Genomic DNA, 25,689 nt, shown 5'->3' with positions numbered 1-25,689 from the left:
CCCGCTCCCACATTGGATTGCCGTTGGTCTTACGAGCTCTTGACCAGTTTCACGGCCAGCACATCGCAAGGTGCGCCGTGCAGCACGTCATTGGCGGTGGAGCCCAGCAGCAAGGCCAGGCCGTGACGGCCGTGGCTGCCGACCACGATCAGGTCGCAACCTTGCTCCTTGGCCAGGTGGTGGATTTCCTGGCGCGGCTGGCCGTAGGTCAGGTGGCTCTGGTCTTTTTTCAGGGCAGGGTATTTGTTGATCAGCCGGTCAAGGCGTTCCTTGGCCTGGTCGAACTGCTGCTGTTGCAGTTGGGAAAGGTCCATCGGCACATCGCCGCCAAAGGCCATGGCCATCGGTTCGACGATATGCACCAGGGACAGCTTCACCGAGTCGCCTGCAAGGCCTACGGCCCGCTTGATCACGGGGTCGCATTCTTCGGTCAGGTCCACGGCGACCAGAATATGTTCGTAGGGCATGAGGAGTCCTCCAAGGGAAAGCGATAAGTTCAGTATGGCTGGTTTCAAGCGGATGGGGTTGCGTCAGGTCAAATCCGCTCATCAAGAAATTCGGGAGTACACATATGACGGTCTGGATAGTGGTGTCAATCCTTGCGCTGGTTTTAAGCCCCCTGGCGTGGCTGCGTCCTTCGCGCCATTCGAGCGGGCGCATGGCTTTGCGCATGGAGGCGCGGCGCATTGGCCTGGCCATGCAACTGACGCCCCAGGAATGGCCGCACTGGCTCAAGCACGAGCCGCCAAGCCCGTGTGCCCAGTATCACCGGCCACGGCGTGGCACCACGCGGGTGACCTGGAGTTACTGGCAGTTGGAGCCGGGGGTTTGGGTCAATCAGTGGCAGGAAACCTGCGTCGATGAAAAGTTGTTGCCACATTTTGCGACGCTGCCTGCGAACGTCTACAAAGTCGAAGCCGACAAGCAAATGATCACCCTGTACTGGGGCGAGAAGGGCGAGTTGAGCGTGTTGCAGGACATTGACGCGGTGCTCAAGGCGCTGGCCTGAGATTCCTGCGGGCATTAAAAAGCCCGAAAGCATCATCGGGCTGGAGTTGGCCAGGCAGGCCGGTAATTCGTTTTACGTGCCGCTAGCCTAGCCGCATATTCGGTTCTGTACAGCCCTTTAAATCAAAATTCACATTATTGATTTCGCGAATGATTAAACATTGGCGGGGCGATGCCGGCTGCCCCGGGTTCTGAAATGACTGAAAAGTCGCATTTTTGCGGCCCTTTCGAGCGATTGACAATTCTTCGGATTTGGCTGAAGGTGACGTACCCAAATCAAACGGGCGTATGAATTGAGCGTTTGTCTTTCAGACCGTTCGTACAGAATCCCGACTATCGCGTTGGCGGGTGTGCCTGGCAAATTGGCGTTAGCATCGACGGTAACGTCAGTGCCTACGCTGAATCCTGCGTCCGACGTGTACTGTTCAGCTTCCATATCGTGGAGATCAGTTGATGATTTACGAAGGTAAAGCCATCACGGTTAAGGCTCTTGAAAGTGGCATCGTCGAATTGAAATTCGACCTCAAGGGTGAGTCCGTCAACAAGTTCAACCGTCTAACCCTGAATGAATTGCGTCAGGCCGTAGACACCATCAAAGCAGATGCTTCGGTCAAGGGCGTGATCGTCTCCAGCGGCAAGGACGTGTTCATCGTCGGCGCTGACATCACCGAATTCGTCGACAACTTCAAGCTGCCCGATGCCGAGCTTGTGGCTGGCAACCTCGAAGCCAACAAGATTTTCAGCGATTTCGAAGACCTCAACGTGCCGACCGTTGCCGCGATCAATGGCATCGCCCTGGGCGGCGGTCTGGAAATGTGCCTGGCCGCCGACTTCCGCGTGATGTCGGCCACCGCGAAAATCGGCCTGCCGGAAGTCAAGCTGGGCATCTACCCAGGCTTCGGCGGTACCGTGCGCCTGCCGCGCATCATCGGTGCCGACAATGCCATCGAGTGGATTGCCGCCGGCAAGGAAAACCGTGCTGAAGACGCGCTGAAAGTCGGCGCCGTGGATGCTGTGGTGGCTCCCGACAAGCTGGCAGAAGCCGCGCTGAACCTGATCAAGGGCGCCATCAGCGGCGAATTTGACTACAAGGCCAAGCGTCAGCCAAAGCTGGAAAAACTCAAGCTCAACGCCATCGAACAGATGATGTCGTTCGAAACCGCCAAGGGTTTCGTGGCTGGCCAGGCCGGCCCGAACTACCCGGCGCCGGTTGAAGCGATCAAGACCATCCAGAAGGCCGCGAACTTCGGTCGCGACAAAGCCCTGGAAGTCGAAGCCGCTGGTTTCGTCAAACTGGCCAAGACCTCTGCCGCGCAGAGCTTGATCGGTCTGTTCCTGAACGATCAGGAACTGAAGAAAAAGGCCAAGGCCTACGACGAAATCGCTCGCGACGTGAAACAGGCTGCCGTACTCGGCGCCGGTATCATGGGCGGCGGTATCGCCTATCAGTCGGCGTCCAAAGGCACGCCGATCCTGATGAAAGACATCAACGAGCACGGCATCGAGCAGGGTCTGGCAGAAGCCGCGAAGCTGCTGGTAGGCCGCGTTGATAAAGGCCGCATGACTGCAGCGAAAATGGCTGAAGTGCTTAACGGCATTCGTCCGACCCTGTCCTACGGTGATTTCGGCCACGTCGACCTGGTGGTCGAAGCGGTTGTCGAGAACCCGAAGGTCAAGCAGGCGGTACTGGCTGAAGTTGAAGCCCAGGTGAAAGAAGACACGATCCTGGCGTCCAACACCTCGACCATTTCCATCACCTTGCTGGCCAAGGCCCTCAAGCGTCCGGAAAACTTCGTCGGCATGCACTTCTTCAACCCGGTGCACATGATGCCGCTGGTGGAAGTGATCCGTGGCGAGAAGTCCAGCGAGCTGGCCGTTGCCACCACCGTTGCCTACGCCAAGAAAATGGGCAAGAACCCGATCGTCGTCAATGACTGCCCGGGCTTCCTGGTCAACCGCGTACTGTTTCCGTACTTCGGCGGTTTCGCCAAGCTGGTCAGCGCCGGTGTGGACTTCGTGCGCATCGACAAGGTCATGGAAAAATTCGGCTGGCCAATGGGCCCGGCGTACCTGATGGACGTGGTCGGCATCGACACCGGCCACCACGGTCGCGACGTAATGGCTGAAGGCTTCCCGGACCGCATGAAAGACGACCGCCGCTCGGCGATCGACGCGCTCTACGAAGCCAAGCGCCTGGGCCAGAAAAATGGCAAGGGCTTCTACGCCTACGAGACCGACAAGAAGGGCAAGCAGAAGAAAGTGGCCGACCCATCGGTTCACGAAGTACTCGCGCCGGTCATCTACGAACAGCGTGAAGTGTCCGACGAGGACATCGTCAACTGGATGATGATCGCCCTGTGCCTGGAAACCGTGCGCTGCCTGGAAGACGGCATCGTTGAAACCGCAGCCGAGGCCGACATGGGCCTGGTCTACGGTATTGGTTTCCCTCCATTCCGTGGTGGTGCGCTGCGTTACATCGATTCCATCGGTGTGGCCGAGTTCGTTGCCCTGGCTGATCAATACGCTGATCTGGGCCCGCTGTACCACCCGACTGCGAAGCTGCGCGAGATGGCCAAGAACGGCCAGAGCTTCTTCGGTTAAGTGCCCAGACGACTAGAGCGAGAATATTTATGAGCTTGAATCCAAGAGACGTCGTGATTGTCGACTTCGGTCGTACTCCGATGGGCCGCTCCAAGGGCGGCATGCACCGCAACACCCGTGCCGAAGACATGTCGGCGCACCTGATCAGCAAATTGCTGGAACGCAACGTCAAGGTCGACCCGAACGAAGTCGAAGACGTGATCTGGGGCTGCGTCAACCAGACCCTGGAGCAGGGCTGGAACATCGCCCGCATGGCTTCCCTGATGACGCAGATCCCGCACACCGCTGCCGGCCAGACCGTCAGCCGCCTGTGTGGCTCGTCCATGAGCGCGCTGCACACCGCTGCCCAAGCGATCATGACCGGTAACGGTGATGTGTTCGTGGTTGGCGGCGTGGAGCACATGGGCCACGTCAGCATGATGCACGGTGTGGATCCGAACCCGCACATGTCCCTGTACGCGGCGAAAGCCTCGGGCATGATGGGCCTCACCGCTGAAATGCTCGGCAAAATGCACGGCATTACCCGCGAAGCCCAGGATGCATTCGGCCTGCGTTCCCACCAGTTGGCCCACAAGGCAACCGTGGAAGGCAAGTTCAAGGATGAAATCATCCCGATGAACGGCTACGACGAGAACGGTTTCCTGAAACTGTTCGACTACGACGAAACCATTCGTCCGGACACCACCCTGGAAAGCCTGGCGGCCCTGAAGCCGGCCTTCAATCCAAAGGGCGGCACCGTGACAGCCGGTACTTCGTCGCAGATCACTGACGGTGCTTCGTGCATGATCGTGATGTCGGCCCAGCGTGCCCAGGACCTGGGTATCCAGCCGATGGCCGTGATTCGTTCGATGGCAGTCGCAGGTGTGGACCCGGCAATCATGGGCTATGGTCCAGTACCGGCCACACAAAAAGCATTGAAGCGCGCAGGCCTGACTATCTCCGACATCGACTTCTTCGAGCTCAACGAAGCTTTCGCCGCACAGGCCCTGCCAGTGCTGAAAGATTTGAAAGTGCTCGACAAGATGAACGAGAAGGTTAACCTGCACGGCGGCGCGATTGCCTTGGGTCACCCGTTTGGGTGTTCCGGCGCTCGTATCTCCGGCACGTTGCTTAACGTGATGAAGCAAAATGGCGGCAACCTTGGGGTTGCAACCATGTGCATTGGCCTCGGCCAAGGCATCTCCACCGTCTTCGAACGTATCTAAACGTTTCGTTGACGGAAGCCGGGGCCCAGTGCCCCGGTTTTTGTTTTTTGGAATTTTTTATATTTTTTTTAACAAATTTTGTAAGAGGGCCAGAGCATGAAAGTCGAACCAGGGCTCTACCAGCATTATAAAGGTCCGCAGTACCGCGTTTTTAATGTGGCGCGGCATTCCGAGACCGAAGAGGAAGTGGTGTTCTACCAAGCACTGTATGGCGATTACGGCTTTTGGGTGCGTCCCTTGAGCATGTTCCTTGAGACCGTCGAAGTTGACGGCGAACAGGTCCCGCGCTTTGCTTTGATGCAGGCCGAACCCAGCCTTTTTTCCGTGCAATAAAGGCAGGCCGCGCAGAATGCTGCGCTTGACCTCACCTTGTTGCCACTATATATAGCGTTGCCGCGTCAGGCGCCAACCGCCTTTCACTTCTCGAATTCAGGAATTTTCCGATCCATGGGCAAATCGCTGGTCATTGTGGAATCCCCGGCTAAGGCCAAGACCATCAACAAGTACTTGGGTAACGAGTACGTGGTGAAGTCGAGTATCGGCCATATCCGAGACCTGCCCACCAGCGGTTCGGCTAGCGCCAGCAAGGAGCCTGCCGCCAAGCGTGGCAAGGCGGCTGCGGGCGAAGGTCCGGTGCTCACGCCTAAAGAGAAAGCGCGCAAGCAGCTGGTCTCGCGCATGGGTGTCGATCCCGATCATGGCTGGAAAGCCAAGTACGAGATCCTCCCGGGCAAGGAAAAGGTCATCGAAGAGCTGCGCCGGCTCGCCAAGGATGCTGACACCATCTATCTCGCAACCGACTTGGACCGCGAAGGGGAGGCTATTGCCTGGCACCTGCGGGAAGCCATCGGGGGTGACGACAGCCGCTACAAGCGCGTGGTGTTCAACGAAATTACCAAGAAGGCGATCCAGGAAGCCTTCTCCAAGCCGGGCGAACTGGACATTGACCGCGTCAATGCCCAGCAGGCCCGTCGCTTCCTCGACCGCGTCGTGGGTTACATGGTCTCGCCGCTGCTGTGGGCGAAAATCGCTCGTGGCCTGTCCGCCGGCCGTGTGCAATCGGTTGCGGTAAAGCTGGTGGTGGAGCGTGAGCGCGAGATTCGTGCGTTCAACCCTGAAGAATATTGGGAAGTGCACGCTGACCTGGGCACTGCCAAGGGCAACAACGTACGCTTTGAAGTGGCCCGCGAGAAAGGCGAGGCCTTCAAGCCGCTCAACGAAGCCCAGGCCATGGCCGCGCTGGAGAAGCTCAAGGCTTCCAGCTACAGCATCGTCAAGCGTGAAGACAAGCCCACCAGCAGCAAGCCGTCGGCGCCGTTCATCACCTCCACCCTGCAACAGGCTGCGAGCAACCGCCTGGGCTTCGGGGTGAAGAAGACCATGATGATGGCCCAGCGCCTGTATGAAGCGGGCTACATCACGTATATGCGTACCGACTCCACCAACCTGTCGCAAGACGCGGTGGCGATGGCGCGCACTTATATTGAAAGCGAATTCGGCAAGAAGTACCTGCCGGAGAAGCCGAACGTCTACAGCAGCAAGGAAGGCGCACAAGAGGCTCACGAAGCGATTCGTCCCTCCGACGCCAACACCGAGCCAAGCAAGCTGAGCGGCATGGAGCGCGACGCTGAGCGCCTCTACGAGCTGATCTGGCGCCAGTTCCTGGCGTGCCAGATGCTGCCGGCGCAATACCTGTCGACGACTGTCAGCGTGGGTGCTGGTGACTTCGAGCTGCGTGCCAAGGGCCGTATCCTCAAGTTCGACGGTTACACCCGCGTGATGCCGCAAATCGCCAAGCCGGGCGACGACGATGTACTGCCTGACATGGCTCAGGGCGATGTGTTGAAGCTGATCAAGCTCGACCCGTCCCAGCACTTCACCAAGCCGCCGGCGCGTTATTCGGAAGCCAGCCTGGTCAAGGAGATGGAAAAGCGCGGTATCGGTCGTCCTTCGACCTATGCGGCGATCATCTCCACCATCCAGGACCGCGGCTACGTGGCCTTGCACAACCGTCGTTTCTACTCGGAAAAGATGGGCGACATCGTCACGGAGCGCCTGTCCGAGAGCTTCTCCAACCTGATGGACTACGGCTTCACCGCCGGCATGGAAGAGAACCTCGATGACGTGGCCCAGGGCGAACGCGACTGGAAAAACGTGCTCGACGAGTTCTACGGCGACTTCAAGAAGAAACTTGAAGTGGCTGAAAGCGCCGAGAACGGCATGCGGGCCAACCAGCCGGTGATGACGGACATTCCGTGCCTCACTTGCGGTCGCCCGATGCAGATTCGTACCGCCTCCACCGGTGTATTCCTCGGTTGCTCGGGTTACAGCCTGCCGCCGAAAGAGCGCTGCAAGGCCACCGTCAACCTGGTGCCGGGCGATGAAATCGCGGCCGATGACGAGGGTGAATCCGAGTCTCTGGTATTGCGTGGCAAGCACCGTTGCCCGATCTGCAGCACGGCAATGGATGCCTACCTGCTGGACGAGAAGCACAAGCTGCACATCTGCGGTAACAACCCGGATTGCAACGGCTACGAGATCGAAGAAGGCACTTACCGCATCAAGGGCTACGAAGGCCCGAGCCTGGAATGCGACAAGTGCGGCAGCGAGATGCAGCTCAAGACCGGCCGTTTCGGCAAGTTCTTCGGTTGCACCAACCCGACGTGCAAGAACACCCGCAAACTGCTGAAAAGCGGTGACGCGGCGCCGCCGAAGATGGACCCGGTGAAGATGCCTGAGCTCAAGTGCGAGAAGGTCAACGACACCTACATCCTGCGTGATGGTGCTTCGGGGCTGTTCCTGGCTGCCAGCCAGTTCCCGAAAAACCGTGAGACCCGTGCACCGCTGGTGATGGAGATCGTGCCCCACAAGGACGAGATCGATCCGAAGTACCACTTCCTCTGCGAAGCGCCGAAGAAGGACCCGGACGGTCGCCCGTCCGTAATCCGCTACAGCCGCAAGACCAAGGAGCAGTACGTGCAGACCGAAGTGGAAGGCAAGCCTACCGGCTGGAAAGCGTTCTACGACGGTGGCAAGTGGAAGGTCGAGGACAAGCGCCAGGGCGCTTGATACGATCAGCTACATGCACAAAGGCCGCCTTGATAGGCGGCCTTTTTTTGCGCTTGCAGTGGCCTTGGCTGATCCGTGACACTGTTCAGCCAGCATCACGCTTTATTCGTTGTGGAGACTGCCTTCATGGCCAACGAACTCTATACCCGTACCAACCAGAAAATTTACTTCGCGGGTTTGTCCCTGGAAGCCCTTGGCCGTGCCGAGGAAGGGAAGGAGATGAACGCTATCGCGCTGGTACAGGCCGGGCGTGAAGCCGCGCTGTTCCACCTCTATGGCGCCTTGCTTGGCTTGTGCCATGAGATCGCCGGGTTCTACCGTCTGCCGCAGGCCGGCTCGCCGCGTGCGGAAATGATCATCCACCGGGATGTGCTGGAGTCCATGGCCATCCCGGAGTTGGCCGAACTGGTGGAGATGGCGCAAAGCCCGGACAGTTGGCTGGCGCGCTTGCTGGTAGCCCACGCGGAGATGTTCCAACCTCCACGGGTGAAGCACACGCCCAAAGGCGATGTGACCCAGCCGCTGATCGTGGCCGTAAGCCTGGACGAAGAAGGACCCGAGCCGTTGAGCCGGGAAGAGCTGGAAAGCTGGCGGCAGGAGCTGAAGAAGTTGGCCATTCGGTTTCGGGATGGATTGAACGAGTGCTGAAGGCTTTTCGCTGACAACTACCGCTCTTGTGGCGAGGGAGCTTGCTCCCGCTGGGTTGCGAAGCAGCCCCAAGGCTTTTCAGGCCTGGCAGTGTCAGCTGTCGGAGGGCCGCGGCTCAGCCCAATGCGGGCAAGCCCGCTCGCCACAAGACTGATATAATGCCGGCCTTTCGTGGAGAACAGACTTTTATGCCAACGTCCTTTCTGGAAATTGTTGAGTTGCCCGACGGCCGAATCGAGCTGCGCCGGGCTGAGGACGAGGGTTCTCTGGTGATCTTGGATTTTTCCGAGGACGCAAAAGCGTTCCTGCAGGGCCAGCACGTGGAAGTGGCAAAAGCCATGTTGAGCGTAGGTGTGCAGATGGCGGGGCGCCTGGCTGAAGGCGAACCGGAAAAGGAAGACGGCCCGCGGATTCTTCACTGAATCCGTCTGTCGACTTTTTTACAGGCTTCAATTGTGCAGATCGGCTTCTCAATTCTGAAGAAGCCTCGCGTCATGGCGGATCCTGACAGCTGTCAGTTACCCGCGTATCGTTTTATCCCAACCGAATGTTCAAGCTTTGCGCATCACCTGTGCGGGCGGCGCTGATCAGTTGCTGCCTGGCCGCTGTGGTCAGCGGGTTCAGCCAGCTGACCACCGTATGGCTACGGCCCAGGCGCAAGGCTTCGCAGGTCAACTGCTGGGCGCTTTGAGCACCACGGGGTTGCAGCAACAGGATGCGTTCGCGGTTCAGGCCGGCATCCCGCAACCAGGCCTGGGTCAGGCTGGACGGCGGGGCGATCAGCGTCAGCCAGCGGGCGTCCTGTTCCTCGCTCAATTCGCGAAGGATCGGCGCCAACAGGCTCAGGCAGTTCCCGGCAGCACCGCGCAACGACAGTTCACTGAACGCCTCGGGTTCGGCGCTCCAGGGCGCTTCGACCACTTCCTTGAGGATGGGCGCAAGGGGCTGGGCCATAAAGGCCTCAAACAGCGACAGTTGAGTGTGTTGTGGGGTCTGTAGGAACTGCATGATGCCTCCGTTAGCGGCGAATAACGCCGACGCTCAAGCCTTCAATCACCAGGTCCTGATCCTTCAGGTTCACTTCAATCGGCGCGAATTCGGGGTTCTCGGCCAGGAGCCAGACCTTGCTGCCTTCGCGCTTGAAGCGTTTGACCGTCACTTCATCGCCGATACGGGCGACGACGATCTGGCCATTGCGAGCTTCACGTGTGGTGTGGACGGCCAGCAGGTCGCCGTCGAAAATGCCCACGTCCTTCATGCTCATGCCATGGACCCGCAACAGGTAGTCGGCACGGGGATGGAAGAAGGTCGGGTTGATGTTGCAGGATTCCTCGACGTGCTGTTGCGCCAGGATCGGCGCACCGGCTGCGACGCGGCCGATGATCGGCAGTGTCGACTCGTCGGCCTTGGCTTCGAAGCCAGGGATACGAATACCGCGGGAAGCACCCGGGGTCATCTCGATCGCGCCTTTGCGGGCGAGGGCCTTGAGGTGTTCTTCAGCGGCGTTGGGTGACTTGAATCCCAGTTCCAGCGCAATTTCCGCCCGGGTCGGCGGGTAGCCGTTGTCATCGAGGCAGCGCTTGATAAAAGCCAGAATCTCAGCTTGGCGTGGCGTCAGTTTTAGCATGTTGATCGCTCTGTCTTTTTATACAGTGACTGGGATTATATACAGTGGACTGCGCTTGGCAATCACCGTTTTCAGTCACTCCGCTGGACGGTCATTTATCACCTGTCCTACACACTGGAGACAGCGCTGCCTACAGACCTTGGCGAATGTGATTAAATGGCCATGAAATAGCTGACCGGCCAGCCGCAAACCGACCTGCAGGCTTGACAAGACATAGCTTGAAACGTATGTTTCAAACAAGTGTTTGTCAGGCGGAGTAGCCATGGCCCAGTCGGAAACCGTTGAACGCATTCTCGATGCTGCCGAGCAGTTGTTCGCGGAAAAAGGATTTGCTGAAACTTCATTGCGGCTGATTACCAGCAAGGCCGGGGTCAACCTGGCGGCAGTGAACTACCATTTCGGCTCCAAGAAGGCGCTGATCCAGGCCGTGTTCTCACGTTTCCTGGGGCCTTTCTGCATCAGCCTCGACCGTGAGCTGGAACGTCGCCAGGCCAAGCCTGAAAACAAGCCAAGCCTGGAAGACCTGCTGGAGATCCTCGTCGAACAAGCCCTGGTGGTTCAGCCACGCAGCGGCAACGACCTGTCGATCTTCATGCGCCTGTTGGGCCTGGCGTTCAGCCAGAGCCAGGGCCACCTGCGCCGCTATCTGGAAGACATGTACGGCAAGGTGTTCCGCCGCTATATGTTGCTGGTCAACGAAGCCGCCCCGCGTATCCCGCCAATCGAACTGTTCTGGCGCGTGCACTTCATGCTCGGTGCCGCGGCATTCAGCATGTCCGGGATCAAGGCACTGCGTGCGATTGCCGAGACCGACTTCGGCGTCAACACCTCCATCGAGCAGGTCATGCGCCTGATGGTGCCGTTTCTCGCCGCCGGCATGCGTGCCGAAACCGGCGTCACCGACCAGGCCATGGCCGCCGCCCAATTGCGCCCGCGCAGCAAGTCAGTACCGGTCCCGGCCAAGGTTTAACCCCTCCCGGGTGTGCGCGGCCGCTTGCATCCGCTAAGCTAGCCGCCCATGCCGATTTCAGCTATCTATCCACAGCCCGTTGCGCTCGCTGAGCGTCCGTCTCCAGATTCAATCCTGGCGATGCGATCTCGCGGGGGCTTCGGGCTGCGTGCGTTATTTAAGGAAGCTATATGACCCAAGCCCTGCAAGGCTCTTTGATGGTGGACGTTGCCGGCACCTGGCTGACGGCTGAGGATCGCCACTTGTTGCGTCAGCCCGAGGTGGGCGGCCTGATCATTTTTGCACGCAATATCGAGCATCCTCGGCAGGTGCGTGAATTGAGCGCGGCGATTCGCGCCGTGCGCCCGGACCTGTTGCTGGCGGTCGATCAGGAAGGCGGCCGAGTGCAACGCTTGCGTCAGGGGTTTGTGCGCCTGCCGGCGATGCGTGCCTTGGCCGACAACCCGAATGCGGAGCAACTGGCCGAGCAGTGCGGTTGGATCATGGCAACCGAAGTGCTGGCGGTTGGCCTGGACCTGAGCTTCGCCCCGGTGCTGGACCTCGATTACCAGCGCAGCGCCGTTGTGGGCACTCGCGCCTTCGAAGGCGACCCCGAGCGCGCCGCCGTGCTCGCGGGCGCCTTCATCCGTGGCATGAATAGCGCCGGTATGGCGGCCACCGGCAAGCACTTCCCCGGCCACGGCTGGGCCGAAGCCGATTCCCACGTCGCCATTCCCAACGACGAGCGCAGCCTGGAACAGATTCGCGCCAATGACCTGGTGCCTTTCGCGCGCCTGAGCAAGCAGTTGGCGGCCGTCATGCCGGCCCACGTGATTTATCCACAGGTCGACGCGCAACCAGCCGGCTTCTCCCGGCGCTGGTTGCAGGACATCCTGCGTGGCGAGTTGCAGTTCGACGGGGTGATCTTCAGTGACGACCTGTCGATGGCGGGGGCTCATGTGGTCGGTGATGCTGCCAGTCGTATCGAAGCGGCGTTGACTGCCGGTTGCGACATGGGCCTGGTGTGCAACGACCGCGCCGCCGCCGAGCTGGCCCTGAGTGCTGCCCAGCGCATGAAGGTCACGCCGTCGGCGCGTATCGCGCGGATGCGTGGCCAGGCGGTGGCGTCGACCGAGTACAAGCAGGATCCGCGTTGGTTGGCGGCGTTGGGTGCGCTGCGGGATGCTCAGTTGATCGACTGACAACTGCGGTGCGCCCTTCGCGAGCAAGCCCGCTCCCACATCCGACCGCATTCCTCCAGGGTATATGCGGTCAAATGTGGGAGCGGGCTTGCTCGCGAAGGCGATCTAACAGTCAGCGCTTTTCCTGCTTATGAGGCAACGGCGCAAACAACGCCTCGATATCCTCATTCCCCAACTTCCAATCTCGCGTCGTCCGCCCATCCAGAACGCCCGCCGCCAGGTCAGACTTTTCCTTCTGCAAATGCTGGATTTTCTCTTCCACGGTGCCCCGGGCAATCATCTTGTAGACGAATACCGGCTTCTCCTGGCCGATGCGGTACGCACGGTCGGTGGCCTGGTTTTCCGTGGCCGGGTTCCACCACGGGTCGTAGTGAATCACCGTGTCGGCTTCCGTCAGGTTAAGTCCGACGCCGCCTGCCTTCAGGCTGATCAGGAAGATCTGCAGCTTGCCGCTCTGGAAGTCTTTCACCGGCGTGCGCCGATCCCGCGTCTGACCGGTAAGAAGCGCATAAGCCACGCCGCGCTTCTTCAACTCGGCCTCGATCAGGCTCAGCATCGAAGTGAACTGGGAAAACAGCAGAATCCTGCGGCCTTCGGCAAACAGCTCTTCGAGCATCTCCATCAAGCTGTCGAGTTTGCCCGAGCTACTGCCCTTTGCCGGCAGGGTTGCATCATTGACCAGGCGTAAATCACAGCACACCTGGCGCAACTTGAGCAGCGCCTCCAGGATGATGATCTGGCTGCGCGCCACACCCTTGCGGGTAATCTCGTCGCGGACTTTCTTGTCCATCGCCAGGCGCATGGTTTCGTACACGTCGCGTTGGGCTTCGTTGAGGTCGACCCAGTGGATGATCTCGGTCTTGGGCGGCAGCTCGGTCGCCACCTGCTCCTTGGTGCGACGCAGCAGGAACGGCTTGACCCGACCATTAAGGTGCTGCAATCGCACATCGCTGCCGCGCTTTTCGATCGGTACGCGGTAATCGCGGTTGAAGCTCTTCACGTCCCCCAGCCAACCCGGCAGCAGGAAGTGGAACAGCGACCACAGCTCGCCCAAGTGGTTTTCCAGCGGTGTACCGCTGAGGCACAGGCGCTGGCGGGCGTTCAGCTCGCGGGCCGCCTGGGCGGCCTTGCTGTTGGGGTTCTTGATGTACTGCGCTTCGTCAAGGATCAGCACGTGCAAGGGCAGGGCGGCCAGTTGCTCGATGTCCTTGGGCAGCAGGGCGTAGGTGGTCAGCAGCAGGTCGTAGTCCTGCAACTGAGGGAAATGTTTCTTGCGCCCCGCGCCGTACAACGCCATGACTTTGAGCTGCGGCGTGAAGTGCGCCGCTTCGTCGAGCCAGTTCGGGATCAGGCTGGTGGGCATCACCACCATGCACGGGCGGTCCAGGCGTCCGGCGATTTTCTCGCTGAGAATATGCGCCAGGGTTTGCAGGGTTTTGCCCAGGCCCATGTCATCCGCGAGAATCCCGCCGACGTCGAGTTGGCGCAGCGACTGCATCCAGCTCAGGCCTTCCAGTTGATAAGGGCGCAACGTTGCGTTCAAGCCTTCCGGCGCTTCGCAGCTGAAATCCTTGATGTCCCGCAGGCGCTGGGCGAAGTTGCGGATCTTTTCGCCGCCTTCCCATTGCAGCGGCAGGTCTTCCAGCGGGTTCAGGCGAATCGCGTCGGCCTTGGCCAGGCGCAGCGCGGTGGTGCCGGGCTCTTGCAGGTAGAACTCGCCCAGGGTTGCCAGCACCGGTTTCAGCCGGCCATAAGGCAGCGCCACTTGCAGCGGGCCGTGGCCGTTGGGCAGGCCGGGAATGTTCACCAGGATCAGTTCGTCATCACGGCGCCGGGCGAGTTTTTCCGGGTTGAGGATCTCGGTGTGAGAGCGCATCAGGTTCAACAGGATCGGCAGAAGACTCAGGCGTTCGCCGTTGACGATGATCCCCAGCTCCAAGTCGAACCAGTCGCGCTCCGGCATCTCGTCGACGCTGGCGTACCAGTCGTCGACGGCGCTCAGGTCAAAACCGAAATCTTCGTCGATCTGTAGTTCCCAACCCTGGGCGCGCAGGTTCGGCGAGGCATTCAGGGTGAAGTTCAGCCACGCGCTGTCATTGACCATCTCGAACAGCTCGCCGGCGCTTTCCGGCAGGGCCTTGCTCTGGCGGGTGGCGATCTTGAAGCCCAGCAGGCGCAGCTGTTCGCGAAACTGCTGCTCCACCTCGGGGTGGCGCTTGATCCGCAGGCTCTGTTGTTCCTGGCGCACGATAATGTCGGCGTTCTTCTGGCCGCTGACGTAGTTGCCCAGATAGTTGAAGGACAACGCCGCGCGATGCTGGATATAACGCTGCATCTTGCCGTTGCGCGGTTCGAAGGCACTGAACTCGATACTCGCCAGCCACAGGCGCGGCACCGGTTGCACGTCTTCCATCACCACTTGCGGCAACACCACGCGGTTATCCAGCACCGCCTGGAGCTTCTCCAGCAACTCGGCATCCTGGGCCGCCGCCGGGTAGGCCAGGGTTTCCTGGACCTTGAGCAACACGGCGGCGATGTGTTTGCAGTTGGTGTGTACGGGGCAGGTGCAGCGGCTGTCCACCAGGATCAGCGTGCCCTTGGCGGATTCGCGCAGGGAGATGGTCTGGCGGTAGACATTGCCACCCGAGCCTTCGCAGCTGGCAATGATGGTGCTGTCGCCGGACTCGACGATACGCACGCGGTTTTCCAGGGCGTAGCGTCGGCCACGCTCAAGGCTTTGCTCTTTAAAGCGATTGGCCCACGAAGGGGCCAGGGGTTTGGTCAACGACGACGTCAGGGGCATGGTGCTGGATCAGTCCTGGACATCGGGCGGTGGAGCGCTGGGCGGCTTGGCGGTCAGCGAAGTGATCTTGATCAGCAGGGCGAGGTGGCCGCCGTCCAGGTAGTTGAGCTGGTTGTTCTTGGTGCGCACGTCTTGCTGGCTGAGGTGTTCGCTGGCGATGACGCTGCCGTTGGCGTCGAACTGGTTGACCCAGAAGTCTGCGTCGATATCGGTAAAGCGCCCAAGCTGCAGGTTCAGGGTACCTTCGATGGGGAACTGGCCGAACTGTTCCTGGCCATCGCTGATGGCCAGCTTCACCGGTTGCTCCCCGAGATTCTGTTCCCAGGACTTGTGCAGCAATACGGTGTAGTCGCTGCTGGCTTGCAGCTTCTCGACAATATTGCCCAATCGTGGCGGGCTCATTTTGTCAGTCCCCAGGCGTGGTGCGCCGGCGTCCCAGTTTTCCGGCGCCGCACGGCTGTTGATCACCGGCTCGGCGTTCTGGCGCACCAGGATCATCTCCACCAGGTACGGGCTGTCGGCGAACGCCGAAGGGGCAACGACCACCAACAACAAGCTCAAAATGCGGAACAGGCGCATTGGGGCGTCCTTCAAGCAGATTTCGGGATGAGGCGCTCAAACAGCGCCTCCAGTGTATTAAAGCGTTCTTCGGCGCGTTCCATCGGCACCATGAATTTGAACAGCGTAGCCCCTTCGAACTTGTAGCGATTGGGCTGGCCCTGAATCAGCTTGATCAGCACCAGTGGGTCCACCGGCGTCTGCGCTTCGAATTCGATACGCCCACCTTGCGGCCCGGCGTCGACCTTCTTGATGCCCAGTTGCTCGGCCTGCAGTTTGAGCAGGGTCAGGCGCACCAGGTTCTTGGTCGGCTCCGGCAACAGGCCGAAGCGATCGATCATCTCCACTTGAAGGTCCTTGAGACCTTCTTCGTCGGTGGCCGAGGCGATGCGCTTGTACAGGATCAGTCGCGCGTGCACATCCGGCAGGTAGTCTTCGGGGATCAGCGCCGGCAGGCGCAGGTTGATCTCCGGGCCGCCACCCAGCGGTTGGTCGAGGTTCGGTTGTTCGCCCTTGCGGATGGACTTCACCGCGCGCTCGAGCATTTCCATATACAGGGTGAAGCCGACGGCCTGGATCTGCCCGCTCTGGCCGTCGCCCAGCAGTTCGCCGGCGCCGCGGATTTCCAGGTCGTTGGTGGCCAGCACAAAGCCGGCGCCGAGGTCCTGGGTGTTGGCGATCGCTTCCAGGCGCTTCTCGGCGTCGGAAGTGATCTGCTGGCGCGGCGGCGTCAGCAGATAGGCATACGCCTGGTGGTGGCTGCGCCCGACCCGGCCGCGCAACTGATGCAGCTGCGCCAGGCCGAACTTGTCGGCGCGCTCGATGATGATGGTGTTGGCGCTCGGCACGTCGATGCCGGTCTCGATGATGGTCGAGGCGATCAGCACGTTGAAGCGCTTGTGATAGAAGTCGCTCATCACCTGTTCGAGTTCGCGCTCGCGCATCTGCCCGTGGCCGATGGCGATCCGTGCTTCCGGCACCAGTTCGGCGAGGTCGGCGGCGCATTTCTCGATGGTTTTTACATCGTTGTGCAGGTAGTACACCTGGCCGCCGCGCAGCAACTCGCGCAGCAGGGCCTCCTTGACCGTGCTTTTGTTCTGCTCCATGACGAAGGTGCGCACCGACAACCGGCGCGCCGGCGGCGTGGCGATGATCGACAGGTCGCGCATGCCCGACACCGCCATGTTCAGCGTGCGCGGAATCGGCGTGGCGGTGAGCGTCAGGATGTCGACTTCACTGCGCAGGGCCTTGAGCTGTTCTTTCTGGCGAACCCCGAAGCGGTGCTCTTCGTCGATGATCACCAGCCCGAGGTTCTTGATCTTCACGTCATCCGACAGCAGCTTGTGAGTGCCGATGACAATGTCGATCTTGCCTTCCGCCAGGTCGGCGATGGCCGCATTCACTTCCTTGGCCGATTTGAAGCGGCTCATCACCTCCACAGTCACCGGCCAGTCGGCAAAGCGGTCGCGAAAGCTGTTGTAGTGCTGCTGGGCGAGCAGGGTGGTGGGGACGAGGATCGCCACTTGGCGGCCACCGTGCACCGCAATAAACGCTGCGCGCATTGCCACTTCGGTCTTGCCGAAGCCCACGTCGCCGCACACCAGGCGGTCCATCGGCTTGGGCGCCAGCATGTCGGCGCGCACGGCGTCGATGGTGGTTTGCTGGTCCGGGGTTTCTTCGAAGGCGAAGCCGGCGCTGAAGGTGGCGTAGTCGGCTTTTGGGTCGGCAAACGCATAACCTTCGCGGGCGGCGCGGCGGGCATAGATGTCGAGCAACTCGGCGGCCACATCGCGTACCTGTTCGGCGGCCTTGCGCTTGGCTTTCTGCCAGGTCTCGGAGCCCAGGCGGTGCAACGGCGCGAGGGCGTCGTCGCTGCCGGTGTAGCGGGCGATCAGGTGCAGGTTGGCCACGGGCACATAAAGCTTGGCGCCCTCGGCGTATTCCATGGTGAGGAATTCGGCCACCTGGTTGTCGATCTCCAGGGTCTGCAGGCCCAGGTAACGGCCCACGCCGTGGTCGATATGCACCACCGGCGCGCCTTCGCGCAGCTCGGTGAGGTTCTTGATCACCGCATCGTTGTTGGCATCGGCGCGCTTTTCCCGGCGGCGGCGCTGCATCACCCGCTGACCGAACAGCGGGCTCTCGGCAATCAGTGCCAGGGCCGGGTCGTCCAGCAGCAGCCCTTCGTCCAGCGGTGCGATGGTGATCGCCAGGCGATCCTTGCTCGCGACAAAGTCCGGCCAGCTGTCGACGGTTTTCGGCCGCAGCTTCAGGCGTTCCAACAGCTCCAGCAGCACCTCGCGGCGCCCGGCGGACTCGGCGGTAAACAGCACGCGGCCGGGGAAGTCACCGAGGAAATTCGACAGTGCTTCCAGCGGCTGGTTGGCCTTGGCTTCAATCGCCAGGTTCGGCAGCGCTTGCGCCGGGAAGCGCTCGCGGCCGGCGCCTGCATCCACGTCCTGCTGGCTGGCGACTACCCGCGGCCAGTTTTTCAGGCGGGCGAAGCAGTCTTCCACCGGCAGGAACAGCTCGGCCGGTGGCAATAAAGGACGGGACGGGTCGACGCGGCGTTCTTCATAACGGTTGCGCACGTCATTCCAGAAATTCTCCGCTGCCTGTTCGATGCCTGGCAGCGAGAACACCTGGGTATCCTGGGGCAGGTAATCGAAGAGCGTGGAGGTTTCGTCGAAGAACAGCGGCAGGTAGTACTCGATACCGGCGGGGGTAATCCCGCTGCTCAAGTCCTGGAAGATCGGGCAGCGACGGAAATCCACGTCGAAGCGCTCGCGGAAACGTGCCTTGAAGCGCGTGACCGCGTCTTTTTGCAGCGGGAACTCCCGGGCCGGCAGCAGCTTGATCGACTGCACCTTGTCGATGGAGCGCTGGTTTTCCGGATCGAAGGTGCGCAGGGTTTCGATTTCGTCGTCGAACAGGTCGATCCGGTAGGGCAGTTTGCTGCCCATCGGGAACAGGTCGATCAACGCGCCACGCACGGCGAACTCACCGTGCTCGTACACCGTGTCGACGCAGCGATAGCCGCTGGCCTCAAGCCGGGTGCGCATTTGCTCCACATCGAGCTTCTGGCCGATATCCAGCACCAGGCTGCTGCCCAGCAGGAACTTGGTCGGTGCCAAGCGGTGCAGGGCCGTGGTGATCGGCACCACCAGCACGCCGTGGGCCAGTTCCGGCAAGCGGTACAGGCTGGCGATGCGCTGGGAAATGATGTCCTGGTGCGGCGAGAACAGATCGTAGGGCAGGGTTTCCCAGTCCGGGAAATGCAGTACCGGCAAATCGGGGGCGAAGAAACTCAGCTCCTGTTCCAGCCGCTCGGCACTTTGGCTGTCGGCGGTGAGCAGCAGGGTAAAGCGCTTGGCAGCGCTGGCAGCCTCGGCGATGGCCAGGCTCAGGGCGGCACCGGGCAGATTGCCCCAGTGCTGTTTACCTGCCGCGGCAGGGAGAAGCGGTAGACGCAGAACGGGCACGGAAGGTTGAGCTCCAAGCGTTGCGACAAAGTCGGTAATTGTAACGGCCCGGAGTGCCGCCTGTCAGTTGCTGACTGAGCCTATTACGGTTTGTAGGAAATGTAGTGGCTAAGACAAACAAAGGTGCCTTTTGACTCATTATGTAGTGCCGAAATCGGTGTATGTTTCGGAGGGTTACGGACACTTTGTCACATTGGTCCAACAGGGGGTGCGCTGGAAGCCGCGTATTTACTGGGCTGCAGAGGGGCGATATTTTTTTGCAAGGGGTTTTGTTGCGGGCCGCGCATTGCTCCGAGGGCGGTCGGGCGGCATAATGTAGCCCCTTTTTTCTGCCCCTACATGTGGAAGGTTCCCGTGACTCAGAAGCCCGACCAGTGTCTTGGTGAATGGATCGACCGTGAAGCACTCGCTGAAGCGATGATTCCGCTTATCGGTCAGCTATACCGCAATAACAACGTGGTGAGCTCGATCTATGGCCGCAGCCTGATCAACCAATCAGTCATCGCGATTCTCAAGGCTCATCGCTTTGCTCGCCATCGTTCTGCCGACGATAGCGAACTCTCCGTCCACGAAACATTCCCTCTGCTTAAAGCCATGAGCGAGCTCAAGCTCGGCGCGGCTTCGGTAGACCTGGGCAAGCTGGCCTATAAATTCCGCAAGGAAGGCGCTGGCCGCACCGCCGAGCAGTTCGTACGTGAAGAAATGGCCGACGTGGTTGGCCAGCAAAACGCCGCAGCCCGCAAAGGCACCGACGTTGTGCTGTACGGTTTCGGTCGTATCGGCCGCCTGCTGGCGCGCATCCTGATCGAAAAAACCGGTGGCGGCGACGGCCTGCGCCTGCGTGCCATCGTGGTGCGTAAAGGTGCTGAAAACGACCTGACCAAGCGCGCGAGCCTGCTGCGTCGTGACTCGGTCCACGGTCCGTTCAACGGCACCATCGTCATCGACGAAGAAAACAACACCATCACCGCCAACGGTAACCTGATCCAGGTGATCTACGCGAAGAACCCGTCTGAGGTGGATTACACCCAGTACGGCATCAAGGACGCACTGCTGGTGGACAACACCGGTGTGTGGCGTGACGCCGAGGGCCTGGGCCAGCACCTGGCGTGCCCGGGTATCGACCGCGTTGTCCTGACTGCGCCTGGCAAGGGCAAGCTGAAGAACATCGTGCACGGCATCAACCACGGTGAAATCACCGCTGACGACAAGATCGTGTCCGCCGCTTCCTGCACCACCAACGCCATCGTGCCGGTGCTGAAGGCTGTGAATGACAAGTTCGGCATCGTTAACGGTCACGTTGAAACGGTTCACTCGTACACCAACGACCAGAACCTGATCGACAACTTCCACAAGGGCGATCGCCGTGGCCGTAGCGCCGCGCTGAACATGGTGATCACCGAGACCGGTGCTGCCACCGCTGCTGCCAAGGCCCTGCCTGAGCTGGCCGGCAAGCTGACCGGTAACGCGATCCGTGTTCCGACGCCGAACGTGTCGATGGCCATTCTCAACCTGAACCTTGAGAAAGCCGCCACCCGTGAAGAGATGAACGAGTACCTGCGCTACATGGCGCTGCACTCCGATCTGCACAAGCAAATCGACTTCGTCAATTCGCAGGAAGTGGTTTCCACCGACTTCGTGGGCTCGCGCCACGCCGGTGTGGTGGACGCTGAAGCGACCATCACTCAAGACAACCGCGTTGTTCTGTACGTCTGGTACGACAACGAATTCGGTTACAGCTGCCAGGTGGTTCGTGTGATGGAAGACATGGCCGGGGTTAACCCGCCAGCATTCCCGCGCTAAGCATCAGCGGTAAATGAAAAAGCCCCGACTGGTTCGGGGCTTTTTTATGTCTGTTGTTTTTGTGTTGCTTGTACCGGCCTCATCGCAGGCAAGCCAGCTCCCACATTTTGATGTGTGAATACATTTCAAATGTGGGAGCGGGCTTGCTCGCGAAAGCGACCTATCAAGCGCCGCCGACTATCGAAGCCTGCGCGGTACGCAGTTCATGCCGGTTGCCCTTGAACAGGATCAATGTGGCGATCAAGCCCAGCACCGCCGCGCCGCTGAGCCAGATGCCCGGTGCGGCCTTGTTGTCCAGCACATGGATCAGGTAGGTACACGCCGCCGGAGTAAAGCCACCAAAGGTTGCCGTCGCCAGGCTGTAGGCCAGGGAGAAACCGGTGGTGCGCACTTCTACCGGCATGATTTCGGTCAGCGCTACAACCATCGCGCCGTTGTACGAGCCATACAGGAACGACAGCCAGAGCAGCACGATCAGCAGATGGCTGAAGCTCGGATTGGCCACCAGCCAGGACAGCGCTGGATAAGCGGTGAGGATCGCCAGAATAGTCGCCCCCAGCAGCAGGGGTTTACGCCCGATCTTGTCGGACACCGCGCCCATCACCGGCAGCCAGATGAAGTTCGAGATGCCCACGCACACAGTGACCAGCAGCGCGTCGAAGTCCGACAGGTGCAGTTCGGCCTTGCCGAAGGTCGGGGTGTAGGCGGTGATCAGGTAGAACGACACGGTGGTCATCACCACCAGCGCCATGCCGGCGATGACGATGCCGAAGTTCTGGCCGATCGAGCGGACGATTTCCTGCAGGGTAGGGCGGTGTTTGCGCGCCTGGAATTCCGGGGTTTCTTCCAGGGAGCGACGAATCACGAAGATCACCGGCACGATCAGGCAGCCGATCAGGAACGGCACGCGCCAGCCCCAGTCACCCATTTCTTCCGGGCTGAGCCAGTGGTTGAGGCCTACGCCCAGCAGGCCGGCGAATACCACCGCAGCTTGCTGGCTGGCGGACTGCCAACTGACGAAGAAGCCTTTACGGCCTGGAGTGGCGATTTCCGCCAGGTACACCGACACGCCGCCCAGTTCGACACCGGCGGAGAAGCCTTGCAGCAGGCGGCCGAACAGCACCAGCAACGGCGCCGCGACGCCCAGGGTGGCATACCCGGGAACGCAGGCAATCAGGATGGTACCGGCGGCCATCATCGCCAGGGTGATCACCAGGCCTTTTTTACGGCCGTGACGGTCGATGTAGGCACCGAGGAAAATCGCGCCCAGAGGACGCATCAGGAACCCGGCACCAAAGGTCGCCAGGGACAGCATCAGGGACGCGAACGCGCTGTCGGTGGGGAAAAATGTCTTGGCAATGGCCGTGGCGTAGAAGCCGTAGACCATGAAGTCGAACATCTCAAGGAAGTTACCGCTGACAACGCGAAAGATCGCCTTGCCCTTGCCCGTTGTAGTGGACATGTCATGCACTCATTTTGGCTATCTTATTAGTAATCCCTGGTCGCAACCGTCCTTGCTGTTGAAGCTCTGGCACGAGGCTGGCGCTGAACAGTTTTGTAACGATATGTGTATAAGCCACCACAGGCAACAAAAAACCGATAGCAAGCTGGCAAATTGCCGCAGGCCTCCGGGTGATGAAAATCCAATGTGGGAGCGGGCTTGTTCGCGAAAACGGTGTGTCAGTCAGCTTATGAGCCACTGACACACCGCATTCGCGAGCAAGCCCGCTCCCACAGGGTTTTTGCGATCAGTTGAGGAGGGTGCTACGCAGGCTGTCGGACAAGCCTTTTGGTGCCAGCCAGATGCCGAGATAAGCCTTGGCCAGTTCGTCATTGCGACTGCTGAACACCACCGTGCCGTTGATTTCCAGGTTCAGGCCGCGCTGAGGCTGGAAGTCCAGCGCATAACGGTCGCCGCTGCGGATGTTGCGGAAGCTTTTGTGCAATTGATCCAGTTCAGGCTTCAGGCGGGCGAGGGTGGCGGGTGTTTGCTGACGTTCGAGGGTGGCAGTGGCGGCCTTGATCACATCGTTGCGGTCGATATCGCGAAAGTAATACAGCTCCAGGCGCAGGTCTTTTTGCTGATCCAGGGCTTGTTTGGCGCTCAGGTCAGCCGGGGCGAACAATGCCGCCGCATAGACGTCTGCCCACAGGTAGGTCAGGACGGCCTGGTTTTTCAGCACCAGTTGATGAGATTGCGCCGGAAAATCAGCTTGTTTGAGGCGATCAGCCTCATTCGCCAGAACCGGGACCGAAAACATCAGCAATAAACAAATGACGACATGCTTCATAATGGCCAGTCCTGAAAAGGTGCTTGCCTACAGGTTAATTCAATAACGAGCGCCGTGTAGTAAAGGCAAAACTGGCCTACGACGCGACCAAGGGTTAATGTGCGCGACGTTGAGCGTTCTATAGACTGTGCCCCGGCTCACACACTTGAGCCACATTGATCCTTCATGACCGCTGGCCGCGGCATGATTTAGCCAGGCGTCCAACCGTGCGCCCTGGCCTGTTCTGAGGAGTACGCATGGCTGTCTACAACTACGACGTGGTGGTACTGGGTTCCGGCCCAGCTGGAGAAGGTGCGGCGATGAACGCCGCCAAAGCAGGGCGCAAGGTGGCGATGGTCGATAGCCGTCGCCAGGTCGGCGGTAACTGCACCCACCTGGGTACCATCCCGTCCAAGGCCTTGCGTCACTCGGTGCGCCAGATCATGCAGTTCAACACCAACCCGATGTTCCGGGCCATTGGTGAGCCGCGCTGGTTTTCGTTCCCGGACGTGCTCAAGAGCGCTGAAAAAGTCATTTCCAAACAGGTTGCCTCGCGTACCGGCTTCTATGCCCGTAACCGCGTCGACCTGTTCTTCGGCACCGGCAGCTTCGCCGACGAGCAAACCGTCGAAGTGGTCTGCGCCAACGGCGTGGTCGAGAAGCTGGTAGCCAAGCACATCATCATCGCCACCGGCTCGCGTCCGTATCGCCCGGCGGATATCGATTTCCACCACCCGCGTATCTACGATAGCGACACCATCCTCAGCCTGGGCCACACCCCGCGCAAACTGATCATCTACGGCGCCGGCGTGATCGGCTGTGAATACGCCTCGATCTTCAGCGGCCTGGGTGTATTGGTCGAGCTGGTGGATAACCGCGACCAGTTGCTGAGCTTCCTCGACTCGGAAATTTCCCAGGCGTTGAGTTACCACTTCAGCAACAACAACATCACCGTGCGCCACAACGAAGAGTACGAGCGGGTCGAAGGCCTGGACAACGGTGTGATCCTGCACCTGAAATCCGGCAAGAAGATCAAGGCCGACGCCTTGCTGTGGTGCAACGGCCGTACCGGCAACACCGACAAGCTGGGCATGGAAAACATCGGGGTCAAGGTCAACAGCCGTGGCCAGATCGAAGTCGACGAGAACTACCGCACCTGCGTACCGAACATCTACGGTGCCGGTGACGTGATCGGCTGGCCAAGCCTGGCCAGTGCCGCCCATGACCAGGGCCGCTCGGCCGCTGGCAGCATTGTCGACAACGGCAGCTGGCGCTACGTCAACGACGTGCCGACCGGGATCTACACGATTCCCGAGATCAGCTCGATCGGCAAGAACGAGCACGAACTGACCAAGGCCAAGGTGCCTTATGAAGTCGGCAAGGCGTTCTTCAAGAGCATGGCGCGTGCGCAGATCGCCGGTGAGCCCCAGGGCATGCTGAAGATCCTGTTCCACCGCGAGACTCTGGAAGTGCTGGGCGTGCATTGCTTCGGCTATCAGGCGTCGGAGATCGTGCACATCGGCCAGGCGATCATGAACCAGCCGGGTGAGCTGAATACCCTCAAGTATTTCGTCAACACCACGTTCAACTACCCGACCATGGCTGAAGCCTATCGGGTAGCGGCCTACGACGGCCTCAACCGGCTTTTTTGAGTGGCTCCGGCCGGTGGCCTGAGCCGGCCGGGGAGACCGATTTCAGTAATTCCCGAGGGTGGCAGTGGCCAAACCGGGAAAGTCTGTAATCAGGCTATCTACGCCGAAGTCGGCGAGCCTGCGCATCAGCGCGGGTTCGTTGACGGTCCACACGGACACGTGCAAACCCTGGCGCTGGGCTTTTTCCAGACGCTCAGGGGTGCACAACGTCCAGTTCAACGCCAGAATCTCACAGCCATAGTTGGCCGCGACCTTCAACGGGTCGAGCCAGGCGTATTCGGCTACCAGCCCGCGGGACAGGTCCGGGGTGAGGTCCAGCGCCGCTTTCAACACTTCCCGCGAGCTTGAGGTCACGGTGACCTTGTCCATCAGCCCGAAACGCTGAGCCATTTCACGGATCGCCAGCACGGTGGTTGCCGCGCGGGTGCGCGATGCGCTTTTGACTTCCAGTTGCCAGTGGTCAAAGTCGCACTGTTCGAACAGCTCTTCCAGGCGCGGGATCGGGCAAGGGTTGACCCAGCCCGGGCCGCCTTTGCGCGCGTCCATCTTGACCAGGTCGGCGGCTGAGTACTCGACGACCTTGCCGCGCCGGTCGGTGGTGCGCTTGAGCGTCGGGTCGTGGATGACCATCAGCTCGCCGTCCATGGACAGGTGCAAATCCAGTTCGCAGCGGCGCACGCCGTGCTTGAGGCATTCCTGGAAGCTGGTCAGGGTGTTTTCCGGTGCTTCGCCTTTGGCACCGCGGTGGCCATAAATCAGGGTCACAGTTGCTCCTTTACGCCAGGGTTCCTGGCTGGATGGATGACGCGACG

20 protein-coding genes are annotated in these 25,689 nt (G+C 60.4%); 11 read left to right on the top strand and 9 right to left on the bottom strand.

Translation table 11 applies throughout. The features are described from left to right. Positions 1–29: 29 nt before the first annotated feature. The gene (locus HX801_RS24410; protein WP_003218985.1) at positions 30–467 is read right to left on the bottom strand and encodes a universal stress protein; all 438 of its coding nucleotides are present in this window, start codon (positions 465–467) and stop codon (positions 30–32) included. Between the two features lie 104 nt (positions 468–571). Here HX801_RS24410 and HX801_RS24405 point away from each other — a divergent pair, with 104 nt between their 5' ends. The 7 genes from HX801_RS24405 to HX801_RS24375 all read left to right on the top strand — a co-directional run bounded on the left by HX801_RS24405 (position 572) and on the right by HX801_RS24375 (position 8,953). Further along, positions 572–1,009 (top strand): hypothetical protein, encoded by a 438-nt coding sequence (locus tag HX801_RS24405; protein WP_003218981.1) that lies wholly within the window; start codon positions 572–574, stop codon positions 1,007–1,009. 452 nt (positions 1,010–1,461) lie between these two features. Further along, a complete protein-coding gene (gene fadB / locus HX801_RS24400) occupies positions 1,462–3,609 on the top strand; it encodes a fatty acid oxidation complex subunit alpha FadB (protein ID WP_003218979.1) in 2,148 nt (715 codons plus the stop codon). Between the two features lie 29 nt (positions 3,610–3,638). After that, positions 3,639–4,814, top strand: a complete 1,176-nt coding sequence (gene fadA, locus HX801_RS24395) for an acetyl-CoA C-acyltransferase FadA (RefSeq protein WP_003218978.1) — start codon at positions 3,639–3,641, stop codon at positions 4,812–4,814. Positions 4,815–4,910: 96 nt separating this feature from the next. After that, a complete protein-coding gene (locus tag HX801_RS24390) occupies positions 4,911–5,147 on the top strand; it encodes a DUF1653 domain-containing protein (RefSeq protein ID WP_008437597.1) in 237 nt (78 codons plus the stop codon). 114 nt (positions 5,148–5,261) lie between these two features. Then, positions 5,262–7,883, top strand: a complete 2,622-nt coding sequence (topA, locus tag HX801_RS24385) for a type I DNA topoisomerase (protein WP_003218973.1) — start codon at positions 5,262–5,264, stop codon at positions 7,881–7,883. Positions 7,884–8,009: 126 nt separating this feature from the next. Then, a complete protein-coding gene (locus HX801_RS24380; RefSeq protein WP_003218971.1) occupies positions 8,010–8,531 on the top strand; it encodes a DUF6586 family protein in 522 nt (173 codons plus the stop codon). 188 nt (positions 8,532–8,719) lie between these two features. Then, complete coding sequence (locus HX801_RS24375; RefSeq protein WP_003218969.1) at positions 8,720–8,953, top strand: hypothetical protein; 234 nt, start codon at positions 8,720–8,722, stop codon at positions 8,951–8,953. A gap of 112 nt (positions 8,954–9,065) precedes the next feature. Here the strand turns inward: HX801_RS24375 and sulA are convergent, their stop codons facing one another. Then, positions 9,066–9,539 (bottom strand): SOS-induced cell division inhibitor SulA, encoded by a 474-nt coding sequence (gene sulA / locus HX801_RS24370; RefSeq protein WP_003218967.1) that lies wholly within the window; start codon positions 9,537–9,539, stop codon positions 9,066–9,068. 10 nt (positions 9,540–9,549) lie between these two features. Beyond that, positions 9,550–10,158: a transcriptional repressor LexA gene (gene lexA / locus HX801_RS24365; protein WP_003172575.1), complete on the bottom strand. Its 609-nt coding sequence runs from the start codon at positions 10,156–10,158 to the stop codon at positions 9,550–9,552. Positions 10,159–10,420: 262 nt separating this feature from the next. Here lexA and psrA point away from each other — a divergent pair, with 262 nt between their 5' ends. Both psrA and nagZ read left to right on the top strand, forming a co-directional pair. Next, entirely contained in the window at positions 10,421–11,128 is a 708-nt protein-coding gene (gene psrA / locus HX801_RS24360) for a transcriptional regulator PsrA (protein ID WP_003218964.1), read from the top strand. Positions 11,129–11,298: 170 nt separating this feature from the next. Then, on the top strand, positions 11,299–12,309 hold the full coding sequence (nagZ, locus tag HX801_RS24355; protein WP_003218962.1) for a beta-N-acetylhexosaminidase: 1,011 nt from the start codon (positions 11,299–11,301) through the stop codon (positions 12,307–12,309). 112 nt (positions 12,310–12,421) lie between these two features. Here nagZ and HX801_RS24350 read toward each other — a convergent pair whose 3' ends face one another. The 3 genes from HX801_RS24350 to mfd are packed head-to-tail and all read right to left on the bottom strand — an operon-like array spanning position 12,422 to position 19,152. Then, positions 12,422–15,112 (bottom strand): DEAD/DEAH box helicase, encoded by a 2,691-nt coding sequence (locus HX801_RS24350; RefSeq protein WP_177022897.1) that lies wholly within the window; start codon positions 15,110–15,112, stop codon positions 12,422–12,424. A 9-nt stretch (positions 15,113–15,121) separates the two neighbouring features. Continuing rightward, positions 15,122–15,691 carry a CsiV family protein gene (locus HX801_RS24345; RefSeq protein ID WP_003218957.1) on the bottom strand — a complete coding sequence of 190 codons (570 nt, stop codon included), beginning with the start codon at positions 15,689–15,691 and terminating at the stop codon, positions 15,122–15,124. Between the two features lie 11 nt (positions 15,692–15,702). Continuing rightward, entirely contained in the window at positions 15,703–19,152 is a 3,450-nt protein-coding gene (mfd, locus tag HX801_RS24340; protein ID WP_003218956.1) for a transcription-repair coupling factor, read from the bottom strand. 339 nt (positions 19,153–19,491) lie between these two features. Here mfd and HX801_RS24335 point away from each other — a divergent pair, with 339 nt between their 5' ends. Further along, a complete protein-coding gene (locus tag HX801_RS24335) occupies positions 19,492–20,955 on the top strand; it encodes a glyceraldehyde-3-phosphate dehydrogenase (RefSeq protein ID WP_023659083.1) in 1,464 nt (487 codons plus the stop codon). 163 nt (positions 20,956–21,118) lie between these two features. Here the strand turns inward: HX801_RS24335 and HX801_RS24330 are convergent, their stop codons facing one another. Further along, a complete protein-coding gene (locus tag HX801_RS24330) occupies positions 21,119–22,417 on the bottom strand; it encodes an MFS transporter (protein ID WP_177022896.1) in 1,299 nt (432 codons plus the stop codon). A 286-nt stretch (positions 22,418–22,703) separates the two neighbouring features. Then, positions 22,704–23,246, bottom strand: coding sequence for a chalcone isomerase family protein (locus HX801_RS24325; protein WP_177022895.1), 543 nt, complete (start codon positions 23,244–23,246; stop codon positions 22,704–22,706). A gap of 236 nt (positions 23,247–23,482) precedes the next feature. On the opposite strand from HX801_RS24325, the gene sthA reads away from it, so the two are divergent. Then, positions 23,483–24,877: a Si-specific NAD(P)(+) transhydrogenase gene (sthA, locus tag HX801_RS24320; protein ID WP_003218947.1), complete on the top strand. Its 1,395-nt coding sequence runs from the start codon at positions 23,483–23,485 to the stop codon at positions 24,875–24,877. Positions 24,878–24,919: 42 nt separating this feature from the next. Here sthA and HX801_RS24315 read toward each other — a convergent pair whose 3' ends face one another. Further along, entirely contained in the window at positions 24,920–25,642 is a 723-nt protein-coding gene (locus HX801_RS24315; protein ID WP_003218946.1) for a glycerophosphodiester phosphodiesterase family protein, read from the bottom strand. Positions 25,643–25,689: the final 47 nt, after the last annotated feature.

It is taken from the genome of Pseudomonas sp. G1002 (genome assembly GCF_013385455.1).
Lineage (GTDB): Bacteria > Pseudomonadota > Gammaproteobacteria > Pseudomonadales > Pseudomonadaceae > Aquipseudomonas.
This window is presented reverse-complemented; position numbering and strand designations above follow the sequence as displayed.

What these genes read in the sequence shown, in the direction of transcription:
- HX801_RS24410 (WP_003218985.1), bottom strand. Translation starts at nt 467, where the DNA reads ATGCCCTACGAACATATTCTGGTCGCCGTGGACCTGACCGAAGAATGC.
- HX801_RS24405 (WP_003218981.1), top strand. Translation starts at nt 572, where the DNA reads ATGACGGTCTGGATAGTGGTGTCAATCCTTGCGCTGGTTTTAAGCCCC.
- fadB (WP_003218979.1), top strand. Translation starts at nt 1,462, where the DNA reads ATGATTTACGAAGGTAAAGCCATCACGGTTAAGGCTCTTGAAAGTGGC.
- fadA (WP_003218978.1), top strand. Translation starts at nt 3,639, where the DNA reads ATGAGCTTGAATCCAAGAGACGTCGTGATTGTCGACTTCGGTCGTACT.
- HX801_RS24390 (WP_008437597.1), top strand. Translation starts at nt 4,911, where the DNA reads ATGAAAGTCGAACCAGGGCTCTACCAGCATTATAAAGGTCCGCAGTAC.
- topA (WP_003218973.1), top strand. Translation starts at nt 5,262, where the DNA reads ATGGGCAAATCGCTGGTCATTGTGGAATCCCCGGCTAAGGCCAAGACC.
- HX801_RS24380 (WP_003218971.1), top strand. Translation starts at nt 8,010, where the DNA reads ATGGCCAACGAACTCTATACCCGTACCAACCAGAAAATTTACTTCGCG.
- HX801_RS24375 (WP_003218969.1), top strand. Translation starts at nt 8,720, where the DNA reads ATGCCAACGTCCTTTCTGGAAATTGTTGAGTTGCCCGACGGCCGAATC.
- sulA (WP_003218967.1), bottom strand. Translation starts at nt 9,539, where the DNA reads ATGCAGTTCCTACAGACCCCACAACACACTCAACTGTCGCTGTTTGAG.
- lexA (WP_003172575.1), bottom strand. Translation starts at nt 10,158, where the DNA reads ATGCTAAAACTGACGCCACGCCAAGCTGAGATTCTGGCTTTTATCAAG.
- psrA (WP_003218964.1), top strand. Translation starts at nt 10,421, where the DNA reads ATGGCCCAGTCGGAAACCGTTGAACGCATTCTCGATGCTGCCGAGCAG.
- nagZ (WP_003218962.1), top strand. Translation starts at nt 11,299, where the DNA reads ATGACCCAAGCCCTGCAAGGCTCTTTGATGGTGGACGTTGCCGGCACC.
- HX801_RS24350 (WP_177022897.1), bottom strand. Translation starts at nt 15,112, where the DNA reads ATGCCCCTGACGTCGTCGTTGACCAAACCCCTGGCCCCTTCGTGGGCC.
- HX801_RS24345 (WP_003218957.1), bottom strand. Translation starts at nt 15,691, where the DNA reads ATGCGCCTGTTCCGCATTTTGAGCTTGTTGTTGGTGGTCGTTGCCCCT.
- HX801_RS24335 (WP_023659083.1), top strand. Translation starts at nt 19,492, where the DNA reads ATGTGGAAGGTTCCCGTGACTCAGAAGCCCGACCAGTGTCTTGGTGAA.
- HX801_RS24330 (WP_177022896.1), bottom strand. Translation starts at nt 22,417, where the DNA reads ATGTCCACTACAACGGGCAAGGGCAAGGCGATCTTTCGCGTTGTCAGC.
- HX801_RS24325 (WP_177022895.1), bottom strand. Translation starts at nt 23,246, where the DNA reads ATGAAGCATGTCGTCATTTGTTTATTGCTGATGTTTTCGGTCCCGGTT.
- sthA (WP_003218947.1), top strand. Translation starts at nt 23,483, where the DNA reads ATGGCTGTCTACAACTACGACGTGGTGGTACTGGGTTCCGGCCCAGCT.